Annotated in this window: 14 protein-coding genes; 11 read left to right on the forward strand and 3 right to left on the reverse strand. The window is 63.3% G+C overall.

Annotated elements, in window-relative coordinates; genetic code table 11:
• Nucleotides 1–96 precede the first annotated feature (96 nt).
• From A3AU_RS0102860 to A3AU_RS0102885, 6 genes are all read left to right on the forward strand, one after another.
• Nucleotides 97–1,674: an ABC transporter substrate-binding protein gene (locus A3AU_RS0102860; RefSeq protein WP_027051458.1), complete on the forward strand. Its 1,578-nt coding sequence runs from the start codon at nt 97–99 to the stop codon at nt 1,672–1,674.
• A 76-nt stretch (nt 1,675–1,750) separates the two neighbouring features.
• A complete protein-coding gene (locus tag A3AU_RS0102865) occupies nt 1,751–2,689 on the forward strand; it encodes an ABC transporter permease (RefSeq protein ID WP_027051459.1) in 939 nt (312 codons plus the stop codon).
• Nucleotides 2,686–3,534, forward strand: a complete 849-nt coding sequence (locus A3AU_RS0102870) for an ABC transporter permease (RefSeq protein ID WP_027051460.1) — start codon at nt 2,686–2,688, stop codon at nt 3,532–3,534. Before A3AU_RS0102865 ends, A3AU_RS0102870 begins: the two co-directional genes overlap by 4 nt.
• On the forward strand, nt 3,531–4,547 hold the full coding sequence (locus tag A3AU_RS0102875; protein WP_051355266.1) for an ABC transporter ATP-binding protein: 1,017 nt from the start codon (nt 3,531–3,533) through the stop codon (nt 4,545–4,547). The genes A3AU_RS0102870 and A3AU_RS0102875 overlap by 4 nt, the downstream gene beginning before the upstream one ends.
• Nucleotides 4,547–5,566 (forward strand): ABC transporter ATP-binding protein, encoded by a 1,020-nt coding sequence (locus A3AU_RS01000000134845; RefSeq protein ID WP_032916744.1) that lies wholly within the window; start codon nt 4,547–4,549, stop codon nt 5,564–5,566. Before A3AU_RS0102875 ends, A3AU_RS01000000134845 begins: the two co-directional genes overlap by 1 nt.
• Before the next feature lie 42 nt (nt 5,567–5,608).
• Entirely contained in the window at nt 5,609–7,126 is a 1,518-nt protein-coding gene (locus tag A3AU_RS0102885; RefSeq protein WP_027051462.1) for a carboxypeptidase M32, read from the forward strand.
• A 341-nt stretch (nt 7,127–7,467) separates the two neighbouring features.
• On the opposite strand, the gene A3AU_RS01000000134850 is transcribed toward A3AU_RS0102885, so the two are convergent.
• The 3 genes from A3AU_RS01000000134850 to dgoD form a co-directional block, all read right to left on the reverse strand.
• On the reverse strand, nt 7,468–8,220 hold the full coding sequence (locus A3AU_RS01000000134850; protein WP_051355267.1) for a FadR/GntR family transcriptional regulator: 753 nt from the start codon (nt 8,218–8,220) through the stop codon (nt 7,468–7,470).
• A 65-nt stretch (nt 8,221–8,285) separates the two neighbouring features.
• The gene (locus A3AU_RS0102895; RefSeq protein ID WP_081709444.1) at nt 8,286–9,062 is read right to left on the reverse strand and encodes an SDR family oxidoreductase; all 777 of its coding nucleotides are present in this window, start codon (nt 9,060–9,062) and stop codon (nt 8,286–8,288) included.
• Nucleotides 9,063–9,103: 41 nt separating this feature from the next.
• Entirely contained in the window at nt 9,104–10,276 is a 1,173-nt protein-coding gene (dgoD, locus tag A3AU_RS0102900; protein ID WP_027051464.1) for a galactonate dehydratase, read from the reverse strand.
• Nucleotides 10,277–10,580: 304 nt separating this feature from the next.
• Here dgoD and A3AU_RS0102905 point away from each other — a divergent pair, with 304 nt between their 5' ends.
• The 5 genes from A3AU_RS0102905 (at nt 10,581) to A3AU_RS0102925 (ending at nt 16,171) form a co-directional block, all read left to right on the forward strand.
• Nucleotides 10,581–11,558, forward strand: coding sequence for a substrate-binding domain-containing protein (locus A3AU_RS0102905; RefSeq protein ID WP_027051465.1), 978 nt, complete (start codon nt 10,581–10,583; stop codon nt 11,556–11,558).
• A 132-nt stretch (nt 11,559–11,690) separates the two neighbouring features.
• Nucleotides 11,691–12,740 carry a zinc-dependent alcohol dehydrogenase family protein gene (locus tag A3AU_RS0102910; RefSeq protein ID WP_027051466.1) on the forward strand — a complete coding sequence of 350 codons (1,050 nt, stop codon included), beginning with the start codon at nt 11,691–11,693 and terminating at the stop codon, nt 12,738–12,740.
• 3 nt (nt 12,741–12,743) lie between these two features.
• A complete protein-coding gene (locus A3AU_RS0102915) occupies nt 12,744–13,634 on the forward strand; it encodes an aldose 1-epimerase (RefSeq protein WP_027051467.1) in 891 nt (296 codons plus the stop codon).
• 14 nt (nt 13,635–13,648) lie between these two features.
• Complete coding sequence (locus A3AU_RS0102920) at nt 13,649–14,638, forward strand: ABC transporter permease (protein WP_027051468.1); 990 nt, start codon at nt 13,649–13,651, stop codon at nt 14,636–14,638.
• Nucleotides 14,639–14,659: 21 nt separating this feature from the next.
• The gene (locus A3AU_RS0102925) at nt 14,660–16,171 is read left to right on the forward strand and encodes a sugar ABC transporter ATP-binding protein (RefSeq protein ID WP_027051469.1); all 1,512 of its coding nucleotides are present in this window, start codon (nt 14,660–14,662) and stop codon (nt 16,169–16,171) included.
• Nucleotides 16,172–16,260: the final 89 nt, after the last annotated feature.

Raw genomic sequence — 16,260 nt, forward strand, 5'->3', positions numbered from 1 at the left:
TTTGATGGGACAATCCCGTTGACAGGATAGGCCACGCATGAAAACGTTATGGCCAACAAGAACACTTAAAATTCCTCTGGAGGTACGGGAGCCGTCATGAACATGCTCGTCAAGGCTGCGCTGAGCGCGGCACTTCTCGTTGGAACCAGCTACAGTGCGCTTGCTGTCGAACGCGGCGGCACGCTGAAATACGGCCGCTATGCGGACAGCCTCTTTCTCGATCCGGTGCTCAATGATGCCAATGTCGACATCTGGGTCCTGTCCAATCTCTACGATACGCTGATCCAGCCCACCGACGACGGCAAGGGCCTGAAGCCGGGCCTGGCGACGGAATGGAAGGTCGCCGACGATGGGCTTTCCGTCACGCTGACATTGCGCGACGGCATCAAATTCTCCGATGGATCGCCGATCACCCCAGCCGATGTACAATGGTCGCTGAAGCGCGCCGCCGATCCGAAGAAAGGCATCTGGAATTTCCTGGTTGGCTCGATCCAGGACGTGACCACCGCAGGCGATCACACCGTCATCATCAAGCTCAAGAACACCGATCCGGCGATCCTCGCCGCGCTCACCGTGTTCAACACCGCGATCCTGCCGATGAAGGCGTTCGAAGCCTCGCAAGGGACGACCGACGAGGAAAAGGCGAAGAGCTTCTCGGCGCATCCGATCAGCTCAGGTCCGTTCGTCCTGCAATCATGGGACCACGGCCAGTCGATGAAGCTCACCCGCAACGAAAATTACTGGGCCAAGGGCGAGGACGGCAAGCCGCTGCCCTATCTCGACGGCATCGATTTCGAGGTGATCCCCGATGATGCCACACGCATCCTGAAATTGCAGTCGGGCGAGATCGATGGCGCGGAATTCATCCCCTATGCGCGCGTCGACGAATTGAAGCAGGCCGACGGCATCGACATGAAACTCTACCCGTCGACCCGCGTCGAATACATCACCATGAACGTGCGCCCGAAGATCGGCGACAAGGACAATCCGCTGTCGAACGAAAAAGTACGCCAAGCGATGAACTACGCGACAAACAAGGAAGCGATCATCCAGGTGGTGACCCATGGCGTGGGGTCGCAGATGACCTCGTTCATGTCCTCGGCGACGCCGCTGCACAAGGGTGACAAGCCGCTCTATGCCTATGATCTCGACAAGGCCAAGCAGTTGATGAAGGACGCCGGTTTCGAGAGCGGCTTCCAAACCAGTCTGCTCGTGCTTGCCGGCAACCAGGACGAGATCGGCATCGCCACGGCGCTGCAGCAGATGTGGGGCCAGATCGGCATCAAGCTAGACTTGCAACAGGTCGACAATCCGAGCCGCACCCAGCAATACCGCGACGGCACGTTCACGATGCGCGAGGCGGCGTGGACCGACGACATCGCCGACCCGAACGAGATCGCTTCGTACTTCGTCTATTCGCCGACCATCGGGGCGCTGCATAGCGGCTGGAAGAGCGACGAGGCCGACAAGCTTTTCGAAGCCTCGCAAAAAGAAACCGACGTCGCCAAGCGTACAGACCAATATGCCAAGATGCAGGACATCTACAACAGCAGCGGACCGATCGTCCCGCTCTACGAGACCCCCTATCCGGTCGCGTTGAGCAAGAAGGTGCAAGGCTTCGTGCAGATCCCGCTCGGCAACAATATCTTTGGCGCCGCGTGGCTGGAGAAGTAGGCTAACCGCCTGAGACGGCGAACGGTATGTCGTTCGCCGCCATTTCGCTCCAATTCAACAAGGTCTGGATCACCCTTTGCCGCTGTTGGGCTTCATTTTCCGACGAGTTCTGCAAACGATCCCGACCATCGCCTTCATCCTGGTGGTCACCTTCATCCTCGTCCGGCTTTTGCCGGGCGACCCGGCCAGCGCCATGCTCGGCGACCGCGCCATCGATGCCGACGTCCAGCGCATCAATGCCAAGCTCGGGCTCGACCAGCCGATTCCTGTGCAGTTCCTCTACTTCACCAAGGCGGTCTTTACCGGCGATCTCGGCAACTCGATCGGCCTGAAGCTGCCGGTGATCGAACTGATCGCGCACCGTCTCCCCGTCACATTGATGCTTACCGGAATGGCCGCCCTGATCGCGCTGCTGGTGGCGGTGCCGCTGTCCTTCGTCGCAGCGCTCAACCGTGGCGGCGCGCCGGACGCCATCATCCGCGGCACCTTCCAGATCGGCCTGTCGATGCCCGTCTTCTATGTCGGGTTGGTGCTGCTGACCGTATTTGCCGCTAAATTGCGCTGGTTTCCGGTCGGCGGCTATGGCCAGAACTTCCTCGACGATCTCTATCATCTCTTCCTTCCCGCCACGACGCTGGCGCTCAGCCTTTCCGCCGTGCTCATGCGCAATCTGCGCGCCGCCATCATTGGGGTGGTCGGCGCCGACTATGTCGACTTTGCCCGCGCCAAGGGTCTTCGCGCCAGGGTGATCATGACGCGCCATGTCCTGCGCAATGCGCTGATTTCGACGGTGACGCTGTTCGGCCTGTCGATCGGCACGCTGCTCGGTGGCGCGGTCATCACCGAAACGGTGTTCGCGATCCCCGGCGCCGGACGGCTGATGATCGAGGCCATCTACGGCCGCGACTATCCCGTCATCCAGGGACTGACGATCGCGTTGGCGCTGCTCGTGTCATTCACCTTTCTCCTGACCGACATCGTCCAGGCCTGGCTCGACCCACGGGTCGCCCGATGAGCGCGGGCGCCGTCCCAATCGCCCCGTCGGCGAAACGGCGCCGGGCATTGCCAGGCACGCTGGTTGGCGCGGTCATAGTGCTTGGCGCCAGCCTTGCCCTGGCGTTCTTTCCCAGTCTCTTCGCGCCCTACGATCCGACAGCCTTCGACTACAACGCCATCATGCAGGGCCCGAGTTGGGTGCACCCTTTCGGCACCGACAATTTCGGCCGCAACATGCTCTCGCGTGTCATCCACGCCTATCGCATCGACATGCAGATCGCGGTGTTCGCCACGACGGGTCCGTTTGTCTTCGGCAGCATCGTCGGCGCCCTGGTCGGCTATGTGGGCGGCTGGGTGGAGGCGGTGTTCGGCCGCGTCGTCGACGCGGTCATCACCTTCCCGTTCCTCGTGCTGGTCATCGCCATCGTCTCGGTGCTCGGCCCCGGTCTGCGCAACATGTACATCGCCGTCGGTGTCGTCGACTGGGTGTTCTACGCAAGGCTGGTCTCCGCCGAGGTCAGGATCCAGCGCCGGCTCGACTATGCCGACGCGGCACGTGGCATGGGTTACGGCCATACGCGCATCATCTTCCGGCATCTGCTGCCCAACGCGATAACGCCGGCGGTGGTCTATTTGATGACCGACATGGCGCTCGCCATCCTGCTTGGCTCCAGTCTCGGCTATCTCGGCCTCGGCGCGCAGCCGCCGGCCGCGGAATGGGGCGTGCTGATCGCCGACGGCAAGAATTTCATGACCACCGCATGGTGGGTGTCCGTCTTCCCCGGCATCGCCATCGTCATTACTGGCCTGGGCTTCAGCCTCGCCGGCGACGCGCTGGCCGATTTGCTGAGGGTCAACCGATGACAGCGCCGTCTCCAGATCGAAAGACAGCCGGCGGTGGGCTCAAGGTGCGCGGCCTCACCACCACCTTCGCGACGCCACGAGGTCCGGCCGCCGTCGTCGACGGCATCAATCTCGATGTCGCGCCGGGCGAGATCGTCGGCCTGGTCGGCGAGTCGGGATCGGGCAAGAGCATCACACTGCGCTCGATCGTGCGGCTGGTGCGCGAACCAGGCAAGGTGAGCGGTCAGGTCGAATGGCAGGGCCGCGACCTGATGGCGATGAGCGAGGCGGATCTTCGAAAGGTGCGCGGGGCCGAGATCGCGATGATTTTTCAAGAGCCGATGACGGCGCTCAACCCCGTGCTGCCGGTCCGCCTGCAGATCGAGGAAAATCTCAGCGCCCACAGCACGCTCGATCGCCGAGCCCGCCGTCAACGCGCGCTGGAACTGATGAACATCGTCGGCATTCCAGCCGCCGAACGGCGGCTCGACGAATACCCGCACCAGTTCTCCGGCGGCATGCGCCAGCGGGTGATGATTGCGATCGCGCTGGCCAGTTCGCCGAAGCTGCTGCTCGCCGACGAGCCGACAACGGCGCTCGACGTGACCATCCAGGATCAGATCCTGAAGCTTATCCTCGACCTGCGCGACCGTTTCGGCATGAGCGTGGTGTTCGTCACCCATGATCTCGGCGTCGTCGCGGCGACCTGCGATCGCATGGCGGTGATGTATGCCGGGCGCATCGTCGAGACCGGCACGGTGACGCGGGTGTTCGCCGAGCCGCACCATCCCTATACGCGTGGGCTGCTCGGTTCCGTGCCGCGCATCGGCGCCGAGCGCAGCATGCTTTTATCGATCGAGGGCACGCCACCGGGCCTGACCGACTTGCCGGACGGCTGCGCTTTTCATCCACGCTGTTCCTTCGCCACTGACCGCTGCCGCGCCGAGCGTCCGCCGCTCGAAAGCTTCGCCGCCGGCAGGGAGGTCGCCTGCTTCCATCATCGGACAGTGGCCGCGATGGCGGAGGCGGCCTGATGCGGGAAATGCCGCTGATCTCCGTTGAAGGCGTCTCCAAGCGGTTTCGCTTTCCCCGCACCGCGCCCGACATACTCACCGGCAGATCACCCGCCGCTGTCCATGCGTTGAACAATGTCGATCTGGAAGTGCATCGCGGCGAGACGCTGGGGGTCGTTGGCGAATCCGGCTGCGGAAAATCCACACTGGCGCGTTGTCTCGTGCGGCTCCTGGAGCCCGACGAAGGACTGGTGCGCTTCGACGGCCAGGACATCAGTCTGCTGCGCCCGGCGGAACGGCGCGCCTTCAACCGCCGCGTCCAGATGATCTTTCAGGATCCCTACTCCTCGCTCAACCCGCGCATGTCGGTGCGACAGGTTCTGTCCGAAGCGCTGAGCGTGCATGCGATGCGGCAAAAGGCCGATATCCCGGCGCGCATCACCGAGCTGCTGGGCCTTGTCCGCCTTCCGGCGGACGCCGCCGGCCGCTATCCGCACGAGTTCTCCGGCGGCCAGCGCCAGCGCATCGGCATCGCGCGCGCTCTTGCCGTCGAGCCGGAGGTGCTGATCGCCGACGAACTGGTCTCCGCGCTCGACGTCTCGGTGCAGGCGCAGGTCATCAACCTTCTACTGGACCTGCAGGAACGGCTGAAGCTTACGGTCGTCTTCGTCGCGCATGACCTCAGGCTGGTGCGCCACATCTCGCACCGCGTCGCGGTGATGTATCTGGGCAAAGTGGTCGAGATCAGCCCAACGGAAGCGCTGTTTGCAGCACCTCGCCACCCCTATTCGAAGGCGCTGCTCGATGCCGCGCCCGAACTCGATCCGGCGCGGCGAACGTGCGTGGCGGCGGCACGAGGCGAGCTCCCCAATCCCCTTGACCTGCCCGCCGGCTGCCTGTTCAACACGCGATGCCCGTTCGCGTTCGAGCGTTGCCTTGCCGAGCGGCCGCACCTGTCCAACCGGGGGCCGGCCCACTTGGCTGCCTGTCACCTGACTGACTTCGGCAAACCGCCGCCCGCAACAATCGCTGCACAATGACCTGCTGAAGAACCGAATTTCCCAGATGGCTAAGAGACGCCGATGAGCTACGCCGCATTCGAAGCCGAGGTCGCCAAGGTCAACGACATATTGTGCGCGGTGAACGTGCTTGTCTGGGATTCGCGTACCATGATGCCCTCGGCTGCGGCCGAGGCGCGCGGCAAGCAATTGGGCACGCTGGCGACGGTCGCACGCGAAATCGCTACTGGCGATACTATGCGCAAGGCGCTCGATGCTGCGCGCATGGAACTCATGGGAATGCCCGGAGAGCATCTTCGAAGGCACGCGCTCGATGACGCGGCAAGTGCCATCGCCACGCTCAGCCGCATCCCGGCACGACTGGTGCAGGAGGCCGCGCAGCGGCGAACCGAGGGTCAGGCAGTCTGGATCAAGGCGCGTGCCGGGAACGATTTCGCTGCCTTCGCGCCGGTGCTCGAGCGAACCGTGGAACTGCAGCGCGAGATCAGCGAGCATGTTGGTTATGTCGACCATCCCTACGATGCGGCGTGCGGCACGTTCGAGCCCGATGTAACCTGGGCGCGGCTCAAGGATATTTACGCAGAACTGAAATCCACGATCGGGCCATTGCTCCAGGCCGCGCTGCAAGCACGGCCGGCACGCGTCGATATTCTGGAACGCACGTATCCGATCGAAAAGCAGAAAGCGTTCTCGAAGACAGTGGCCACCACCATGGGGTACGACTTCGAGCGCGGCCGGCTCGACGACACAGTTCATCCGTTCGAGATTTCCTTCACGCGTGCCGACGCGCGCATCACCGGCCGCTTCCGTGAGAATTGGCTGCCTGGCGGCCTTTTCGCCGTCTGGCACGAGGCCGGCCACGGCATCTATGAGCAGGGCATTTCTCCCGAGTTCACGCGCTCGGTCTTCACCACTGATCTCGTCAATCTCTACGCGGTCGGCGGCACCAGCTTTGGCATGCATGAATCGCAATCACGCCTGTGGGAGAACCGCGTCGGCCGCTCTCGGCGCTTCTGGGAGCAGAATTTCGGGACATTGCGCGCCGAGTTCCCCGACCAACTCGCCGACGTCTCGGTCGCCGACTTCTGGCGCGCGGTGAATGCGCCACGTCCTAGCCTGATCCGGGTAGAGGCCGACGAACTCACCTACGACCTGCACATCATCTTACGTTCGGAGATCGAGGCCGGATTGATGGACGGCAGCCTGCGTGTCCCCGACCTTCCGGCGATCTGGGCGGATAAGGTCCGCAGCTATCTTGGCCTCGATGTACCGACGGACACGCTGGGCGTGTTGCAGGATGTGCATTGGTCAGCAGGCATGATCGGATCCTTCCCGACCTACACGATGGGCAACATCATGTCCTCACAACTGTTCAAGGCGGCGACCAAGATGCCTGAGGTTGAGCGCGGCCTGGAGACCGGCGACTGTGCGCCGCTGAGGACGTGGCTGACGGATAAGGTGCATCGTCACGGCCGCTCGCTGACGCCAGCCGAAATCCTGAAGGCCGCAACCGGCAAGGTGCTAGGGACCGACGATTACATTGACGATCTCCGTCGCAAGGTGACCGAGTTGCACGCATAGCGCCTGCATGGATAGGCTTCGTGTCATCGATAATCACCATCCCGAGCGATTCAGAGATTTCATCAGGCACGAGACTCTTGGGACCTTGCTCAGCATGCAAGAGATGAGTTGGACGCGCTTGTTGGACGTTACGCGGAGTTTGACCGTTCGAACCGGCGGATCGCAATGTCTGCTCAGTGGCGCTAAACGGGCGGTGTCAGATGGCTCCTTTGAGGCGCAAAGCTGGCGTCCTCCAAGCACCATCAGGATCCAAGCCGGTGTCCAGACTGAATGTCAGCCAACGCAAACCCCACGCTGCTTGCGCCTCTTCCCGGATCATTCCGCCACAGCCAAACATCCCGCTACAAGCTCGCGCGCAGGTCCTCAGCGGCGATGTCCAACAGCCGGTTCATCGCGGCCCTTGCCCCAGCCGTGTCGCGCATACGGATCGCCTCGAGCACCGCCTGATGCGCGGCAAGCGCCCGCGACTGCGCTTCCATCAGCCTGTTGGTGACGAGGAAGGACGCGCTCAGCGCCGCTTCCAGCATCCCGATCAACCCTTTCAGCACGACGTTGTGGCTGGCGGCGATGACGCTGCGGTGGAAGGCCAGGTCGGCCCGGCAGACACTGTCGAGGTCGTGCGGGATTGAATCGCGCATGGCGTTGAAAGCGGTCTCAATCGCCGCGAGATCGGAGCCGGTGCCGCGCCTGGCGGCAAGCTCGGCGGCGGCCGGTTCAAAGATGCGGCGTGCCTCGATCAAGCCGGAAATCAGCTCGCTGTCGTTCTGGATATCGGGATGCCAACTCAACACCACGGGATCAAGCAAGCGCCAGTCATCGCGCGAGAGCACGCGCACGCCGACCCGGCGCCGCGCCTCCACCAGCCCCTTTGCCGACAGCACTTTGACCGCTTCGCGCACCGAGGTGCGGCTGACGCCGAGCATGGCGCAGAGCTCTTCCTCGCGCGGCAGCACGTCGCCTGGCCGGTAGGCGCCGCCAAGGATGCGGCTGCCCAGCACATTGACCACGGAATCGTGGATGCGGCTGCCGCCGCCGCCCTCTGTTTCGACGCGGCGCAACGAACCGTCCTCAGCCACGCCAAGGTCAGATGCCATCGTTTCTCAACCCTTCTCCAGACTGCGACTCATAGGCGCGACCGGCGCGCCGCGCAACGCGGCCGTCAGTCATGATAGAGCACCGAGCGGCCGCCATCGATGACGATGCAGGCGGCGTTGAGGAAGGGCGCCTCGTCGGAGGCGAGGAACAGCGCCGTCATCGCCACCTCCTCGGGTTTGCCGATGCGTTTTTGCGGATGCAACTCATAGGTACGCCGCCGCTCCGCCTCGGGGTCCGGAAACGTGTTCCAGTAATCGACGGCGATCTGCGTCTCGATATAGCCGGGCGCGATGGCGTTCACCCGCACACCCCTGGCGGCGTAGTCGATGCCGAGCGCCCGGGTCAGGCCCAGGAGTCCGTGCTTGGCGACAGGGTAGGGGAAGCAACCGGGGATGATCGAGAAACTGTGCGTGGAGGCAATGTTGACGATCGAGCCGGCGCCCTGGTCGAGCATGGCCGGCAGCACCGCCTTGCTCATGCGCCAGACGCCGTCGAGATCGATGTCGAAGCAGCGTCGCCATTCGGCTTCGCTTGTCTCTAGCGGATCGTGGAAGACGTTGACGCCGGCATTGTTGACGAGGATATCAACCCTGCCGAAGGTTTCCTTCGTTAGCCGGGTGACGGCTTCGACGGAAGTAGTCAGGCGCACGTCGCATGGTACAAACAGGGCGCTTGCCCTGTTTGGCGAAAGATCCTTTGCGACCGCTTCGCCGGTCACCTCGTCGATCTCGGCGATGACGACCTTGGCGCCTTCGCGATAGAAGGCCCGGGCGATCGCCTCGCCGATGCCGCGCCCGGCGCCGGTTATGATCGCGACCTTGTCCTGCAGGCGTCCGGTCATTTGATCCTCATCATGGTCCATGCTCAAACAATGGGCCATCCTCACCAGTCGACGATGGTGCCGTCCGGCATCACGGCGTTCTGCGTGTGCAGCTCCTCGGGCGCGAAGGGATAACGCGCGCAAACCGCCTCGTCGACCTCGATGCCGAGGCCGGGCGCGTCCGGCACCTGCCAGAACCCGTCGACCATGCGGATCGGACCCTTGACCACGTCGAAATACCACGGCACCGCGCCGACCATTTCCTCCTGGATGATATGGTTCGGCGTCGAGACGGCGAAGTGCAGGGCGGCGACGCCGGCGATCGGCCCGAGCGGATTATGGGGAGCGATGCCGACGCCGACGGCCTCGGCATGGGCCGCGATCTTCTTGGCCTCGGAGAGACCGCCGCAATGGCAGATGTCGGGCTGGATGATGCTGACCGCACTGGCTGACAGCAGTTCGATGAACTCCGCGCGTTCGACGAGCCGTTCGCCGGTTGCCAGCGGCACCGGGGTGCGGGCGGCGAGCGCCTTCAGTCCGGCCGTATCACCGGGTGGCAATGGCTCCTCGACGAACATCGGCCGGGCGGGCGCGAGGGCCTCGATATAGGCAAGTGCGGCGGAAACCGAGGCCGGGCGGCCATGAAAATCGATCATGATCTCGATGCCCGGCCCGACTGCCTTGCGAAGCGCTTCCATCAGCCGCGCCACCTTGTCCACATCGGGAAGCGGCGCGTGGTAGTGGGTATAGGGGATGAACACCGCCTTGAAGGCACGATAGCCTTTCTCGACCACGGCAAGCGCCCGATCGACCAGCGGATCGGTCTCCATCGTCTCGTAGACGGCGCGCATGTCGCCAAGTCCGAGATGGGTGTAGACGCCGACCTTGTCGCGCACCTTGCCGCCAAGCAAGCGCCACACTGGCGCGCCGAAATGCTTGCCCATGATGTCCCACAGTGCCATCTCGATGCCGGAGATCGCGCTCATGCCGATGGCGCCCAGCCGCCAGAACGACTGCTTGCGCATGGCGCGCACGGCCTGTTCGATGTCGCGAGGGTCACGCCCGACGATCAGCGGCGCCAGATCCTCGACCGCGCCGACCACGGCCCTTGTCTTCCATTCCAGTGTCGCTTCGCCCCAGCCGTGCAGCCCAGGCTCATCGGTCAGCACCTTGACGAACACCCAGTTTCGCATTTCCGCATTGACGACGCGGGTCTCGATGCTTGTGATCCTCACCTGGAAACTCCCGCGCAATCGCTTAATAGATCATATCTATATGGCACGTTAGTCGACTTTGGCGGCTTGTTCAACGCCAATTCTGATGCTGCGATGCACCAATACGGGCCGTTTTGATGTTATAAGCGTTTGAGAAAGGCGTTGACAGTCGTATTAAACATAGTATCTATAAGTCAGTTTGATCCGATCTAGATGACGACATCGATCTCGGATCGGGCAAGTCCCGTAGGGAGAGGTTTGCTTGCAGTCCGACATGGCTGCGGCGCCGCGACGGGCGCAATTCACCATTCGTTGGGAGGACGACATGAAATCCATGAAGCAGTTTGCAATCGCCGCGCTTGCGGCGGCCACTTTTGCCTCGGCGGCCGCTCCGGCTCTGGCAGATTCGACCGGCATCGGCGCCATCTATCTCGACGACGTGGGTTTCTATGCCGCCGTGCGCAAGGGCATCCAGGACGGCGCCACCTCGATGGGCAAGAAGGTCGACCTGCTCGAGACGAATGCGCGCGCCGATCCGGGCGCCGAAGCCTCATTCATCGACCGCTTGATCTCGGCCAACGTCAAGGCGATCGTTCTCTCCGCCGTCTCCGCCGACGGTTCGGTCCGCGCCATCAAGCGGGCGCATGAGGCCGGTATTCCGGTCGTCTGCTACAACACCTGCATCAACGATGCCGACATGAAGAAGTATGTCTATGCCTACGCGGTCGCTGATCCCACGGAGTTCGGCCGTCAGCTCGGCGACGTCGCGGCCGACTATTTCGTTGCCCAAGGCATCAAGGAACCGAAGATCGGCGTGCTGAACTGCGAATTCGTCGAAGTCTGCGTCAAGCGTCGCGAAGGCTTCGAGGCTGCGCTCAAGGCCAAGGTTCCGGGCTACGTCATTTCGGCGAACCAGCGCGGCACGGTGCTCGATGACGCCGTTTCGGTGAGCGACCAGATGCTGTCGGCCAATCCGGACATCAACGCGTTCTTCGGCGAGGGCGGCGATGCCGGCACCGGCGCGGTGCGCACCATCAAGCAGCGCGGCCTGACCGGAAAGGTCGTCGTCTTCGCTGCCGACATGACATCCTCGGCCGCAACCGAACTCGCTGACTTCTCGGTGATGAAGGCAATCGCCGACGTGTCCGGCCAGGGCATCGGCAAGCTGGCGCTCGAACAGGCGCTGAACGGCGCCGAGGGCAAGAAGGCCGCCGATATCATCGTGCCCATGGGCATATCGATCTTCAAATCGGCCGACGATGCCAAGAAGTGGCTCGAAACCCACAAGGACGGCCTTTCCTGATCGCATCCTCCCAGCCATGCGATGCTGGCCGCCGCACCCCGGCGGCCAGTCCTTTCGGGAAACAACTTTTCGGCAAACCGCCAATCTCGGATACTGCCCACGGCCGAAAGGGCCGGGGTTCGGAGCCTGACCATGCCAAAGATGCTTGCCGCCTACCTCCCAGGCAATTCCACCGTCGACCTGCGCGAAATCGACCGTCCAAAGCCTGGCATCGGCCAGGTGCTCCTGAAGATGAAGGCGTCCGGCATCTGCGGCAGCGACATCCACTACATCTACCACAAGCATCTCGGCGACGATCCGCGCACGTCCTACCAGGGCGTCGTGGCGGGGCATGAGCCGGCTGGGCAGGTTGTCGAGCTTGGCGCCGGTTGCCGGCATTTCAAGCCGGGCGACCGTGTCGCCGTCTATCACATTTCCGGCTGCGGCTTCTGCCGCAACTGCCGGAAGGGGTTCCAGATCTCCTGCACCGACCCGCAGCGTGCCGCCTATGGCTGGCAACGCGACGGCGGCCATGCCGAATATCTCGTCGCCGACGAGCGCGATCTCGTGCATCTGCCCGACACACTGTCCTATCGCGACGGCTGCTTCATCTCGTGCGGCGTCGGCACCGCTTACGAGGCCGTGCTGCGCGGCAATGTTTCTGGCAGTGACGCGGTGCTCGTCGTCGGCCTCGGGCCGGTCGGCATGGCGGCGCTGATGCTGGCCAAGGGTCGTGGCGCACGCCTGGCGATCGGCGTCGATACTCAGCCCGATCGAGTCGAGACGGCGAAGAAGCTCGGCCTGCTCGATCACGGTCTGGTCGCCGGACCGGACGCGCTCGGCGCCATCAACGAATTGACCAAGGGCGGCGCCGGGGTCGCCATCGACTGCTCAGGCAATCCGCACGGCCGGGTGCTGGCGCTGCAAACGACGCGCACCTGGGGGCGCTGCGTCTATATCGGCGAAACCGGCAAGGTCGAGTTCGACGTCAGCGACGACCTTCTGCACCGACAGCGGACCATTTATGGCTCGTGGGTGACCAGCGTCCACAATATGGACCAGTGCTGCGAAGACCTCGACGCCTGGGGCCTGCATCCGCACGACATCATCACCGATGCCTTCCCGCTGGAAAAGGCGCCCGAGGCCTATGCACTGATGGCCGGCGGGCGCTCCGGAAAAGTCATCGTCGAATTTCGCGACTGAGCGATGGCGGATATCGAAATCGCAAATGAAGCGCTCGGTCTCACCGTCACCACGACCGGCGGAGCGATCTGGCGGTTCTTTTCGCGTTCGAGCGGGGTGGAGACGCCGCTGTTTCGTGAGCCTCCGCCAGGGCCGGGACGTGAAGCGTTGAAATCCGGTTGCTTTCCACTGGTGCCTTTCGGCAACCGGGTGCGCAGCAACCGCTTTTCCTTCGAGGGCCTGGAGTATTCGCTCGAACCCAACATGGACTGGGACAGGCACTATCTGCATGGCGACGGCTGGACCGGCGAATGGCAGATCGTCAGCCACACAAGCACCGAGATCGCACTAGCGTTCAGTCACTGCGACAGAACGCCTTACGCATACGATGCTGAGCAACGCTTTTCGATCAGCGGCCCCACATTGACGACGACATTGTCCGTCACCAATCGCGGAGAGTTCGCGTTACCGTTCGGCCTCGGCTGGCATCCGTATTTCCCGCTGACACATGGCACCACGCTCAAGGCGGCCGCTCGCTCCTGTTGGGATGAGGATTCTTCCTGGCTGCCGACCGTCGAGCATCCGGTTGCCGCCGATATCGACTTCGCCCGACCGCGCGGCCTGCCGCGCCGCTGGCTCAACACGGTTTTCGAGGGTTGGAACGGCGGGGCTGAAATTGACTGGCCGGAGAGCGGGATTTCCCTGGCGATCGATGCCGATCCCATCTTTTCCCGCTATCTGGTCTTCGTCTCCGATCCGGCCTTCGATCCCGGCTACGACTATGATTTCTTCTGTTTCGAACCAATGAGCCACAGCGCCGATGGGCATAACATGGCCTCCGGCGGCGGGCTGGTAAGGCTGGCCCCAGGTGAAAGCCTCATTGGTTGCATCCGCTACACATGCCACCGGCCCTGACGAGGAAGATTGCGATGAGTGCAACCACAACCAGCCGTCGGCGCGGCTTTCGCCTGTTCGCGCTCGACATGAACGAGATCGGCCTTATCGTCATCCTGCTCGTCCTCTATTTCGGCTTCGGCGCGACCACCAATGGATTTCTCTCGGCCAACAACCACCTTTCGCTGCTGCGCGACGCGGCTTCCATCGCCATTGCCGCCTGGGCGGTGACGCTGATCATCATCGCCGGCGAAATCGACGTCAGCGTCGGGCCGATGGTCGCCTTCACCTCCGTCTGCCTAGCCTTCATGCTGAAGGCCGATGTCAACGTCGTACTCGCCATCCTGGCGGCGCTTGCCATAGGCGGCGCGCTCGGCACCTTCGCCGGATCGTTGCGCGCCTATTTCGGGGTGCCGTCCTTCGTCGCCACGCTCGGGCTATGGAGCGCGCTGCGCGGCATGTCGTTCTTCACCACCAACGCGCTGCCCGTAACCTTTCCGGACAACGCATTCCTCGACATCCTTGCCGACAACATGTTCGGCATCCCCACTTCGGCCGTCGTCATGCTGGTGCTGTTTGCCATCTTTTCCTTCGTCAGCCAGAAGACCGCCTACGGCCGGTCGATCTTCGCCGTCGGCGGCAACGCCAATGCCGCGGAACTGTGCGGCATCAATGTCGCGCGCATCCGCGTGCTGATCTTCACCACGTCGGGCGTGATGGCGGCACTTGCCGGCGTGCTGTTGACCGCGCGGCTCGGCTCCGGCAATGCGGGTACCGCCTCCGGCCTCGAATTCGACGTCATCGCCGCCGTCGTCATCGGTGGCACGGCGCTGTCGGGTGGGCGCGGCTCGATGCTCGGCACGCTGCTCGGCGTCTTTGTCATCACGCTGATCGGCAACGGGCTGGTGCTGCGCGGCATCAACCCATTCTTCCAGGAAGTGGTGCGCGGCGTCATCATCGTCGCCGCCGTGCTCGCCAACATCCTGGTCACGCGCTATCGCGAACGCCGCATTTTCGGCGCGTAACGAAAAACGGGAGGATCAGCTATGCAGACCGCCCGCCAGCAGGATCCCCAGTCCCTGGTCGCCGCCGTGCGTGGCGCCATCAAGCACTATCCCGGCGTGCTTGCGCTGGACGATGTCGATTTTGAAATTCGCCGCGGTGAAGTCCGTGCCCTGCTCGGCAAGAACGGCGCGGGCAAATCGACGCTGATCCGGCTACTGACAGGGGCCACCGTGCCCGACGGTGGCGAGGTCACGATCGACGGCGCGGCGCTGACCGGCTCCGGCACCCAGCGCACGATCGAAGCTGCCCGGCTCGGCGTGCGCGCCGTCTATCAGGAACTCAGCCTGATCGTCGGCATGAGCATCGCCGAGAACCTGTTCCTCGGCCGCTGGCCGTCCACCATGGCCGTGCTTTCCCATGGCGAAATGGAGCATCAGGCGCGCGAGACGCTGGCCAGGCTTGGCCTGAAGCTCGATCCGCGCCGAGGTGTCGTGACGCTGAGCCCCGCCGAACGACAGCTCGTCGAGATCGCCCGCGTCATGATCGGCGAACCGAAGCTCGTCATCCTCGACGAGCCGACCAGCTCGCTTAAAGCCGCGGAGGTCGAACTTCTGTTCAGGGCCGTGCGCAGCCTCGCCGCCGCCGGCATTGCTGTGATTTATGTCAGCCATCGGATGAGCGAGATCCGGCAGATCGCGCAGGCCGCCACGGTGATGCGCGACGGCAAGATCGCGGGAACCGTCGAGGTTGCTGGCGCCGACACCGCCGAGATCGTCCGGCTGATGCTCGGTCACAATGAGCAGCGGGACCGTCTCGTCGAGGTCGCGACTGGAGGTCCTGCAGTGCTGTCGGTCCGCGACCTGACTGTTGCTTCGAAGCTTTCGGGCCTCTCGTTCGACCTGAAACGAGGCGAAGTGCTCGGACTCGCTGGTTTGCTCGGCTCGGGGCGCACCGAATTGCTCAAGGCGATCTCAGGTTTGGATCCAGTCCGTTCCGGGACGGTCCTTCTCGACGGAAAGGACATCACGCGTGTCTCCTATGGTGAGCGGGTCAAAAACGGAATCGGCATGACCCCGGAAAGCCGCAAGGAGGACGGTATCTTGCCGTTGCTCGGCGTCGACGAAAACACTGTCGCCACGGACTTCTCGAAAGTAGCCGTGAAAGGTGTGATCTCGGCGTCAAGGATGGCAGAAGCGGCAAGGGATATCATTCGCCGTATCGGCATCAAGACGGCGCGTTCCGACACACCGGTGGGCACGCTGTCTGGCGGCAACCAGCAGAAGGTGGTGATCGGCCGCTGGGTATACGCCGGCAGCCGAATACTGCTGCTCGATGAGCCAACCCGCGGTGTCGATGTCGAGGCGAAGTCGCAGATATACGCCATTATCCGCCAGCTCGCCGCGGAGGGCAAAAGCATCATCTTCGTATCCAGCGAGATCGAGGAACTGCCAAAAGTCTGCGACCGCGTGCTGGTGTTGAAGGATGGGCGCCTTATCCAAGAATTCATGGCGCCCGACATCGATACCGACACACTTATGGCTGCGTGTCTCTAGGGCTTTGTTCAGCAGCGCTTCAAACGGCGTGAGCGCAATCCAAGCGCTTGCGCGACGCATCTCGTTTGGGGCCGGAAGCAGAAGGTCCG

It is taken from the genome of Mesorhizobium erdmanii USDA 3471 (assembly GCF_000472705.1).
In the GTDB taxonomy this organism is placed as follows: domain Bacteria; phylum Pseudomonadota; class Alphaproteobacteria; order Rhizobiales; family Rhizobiaceae; genus Mesorhizobium; species Mesorhizobium erdmanii.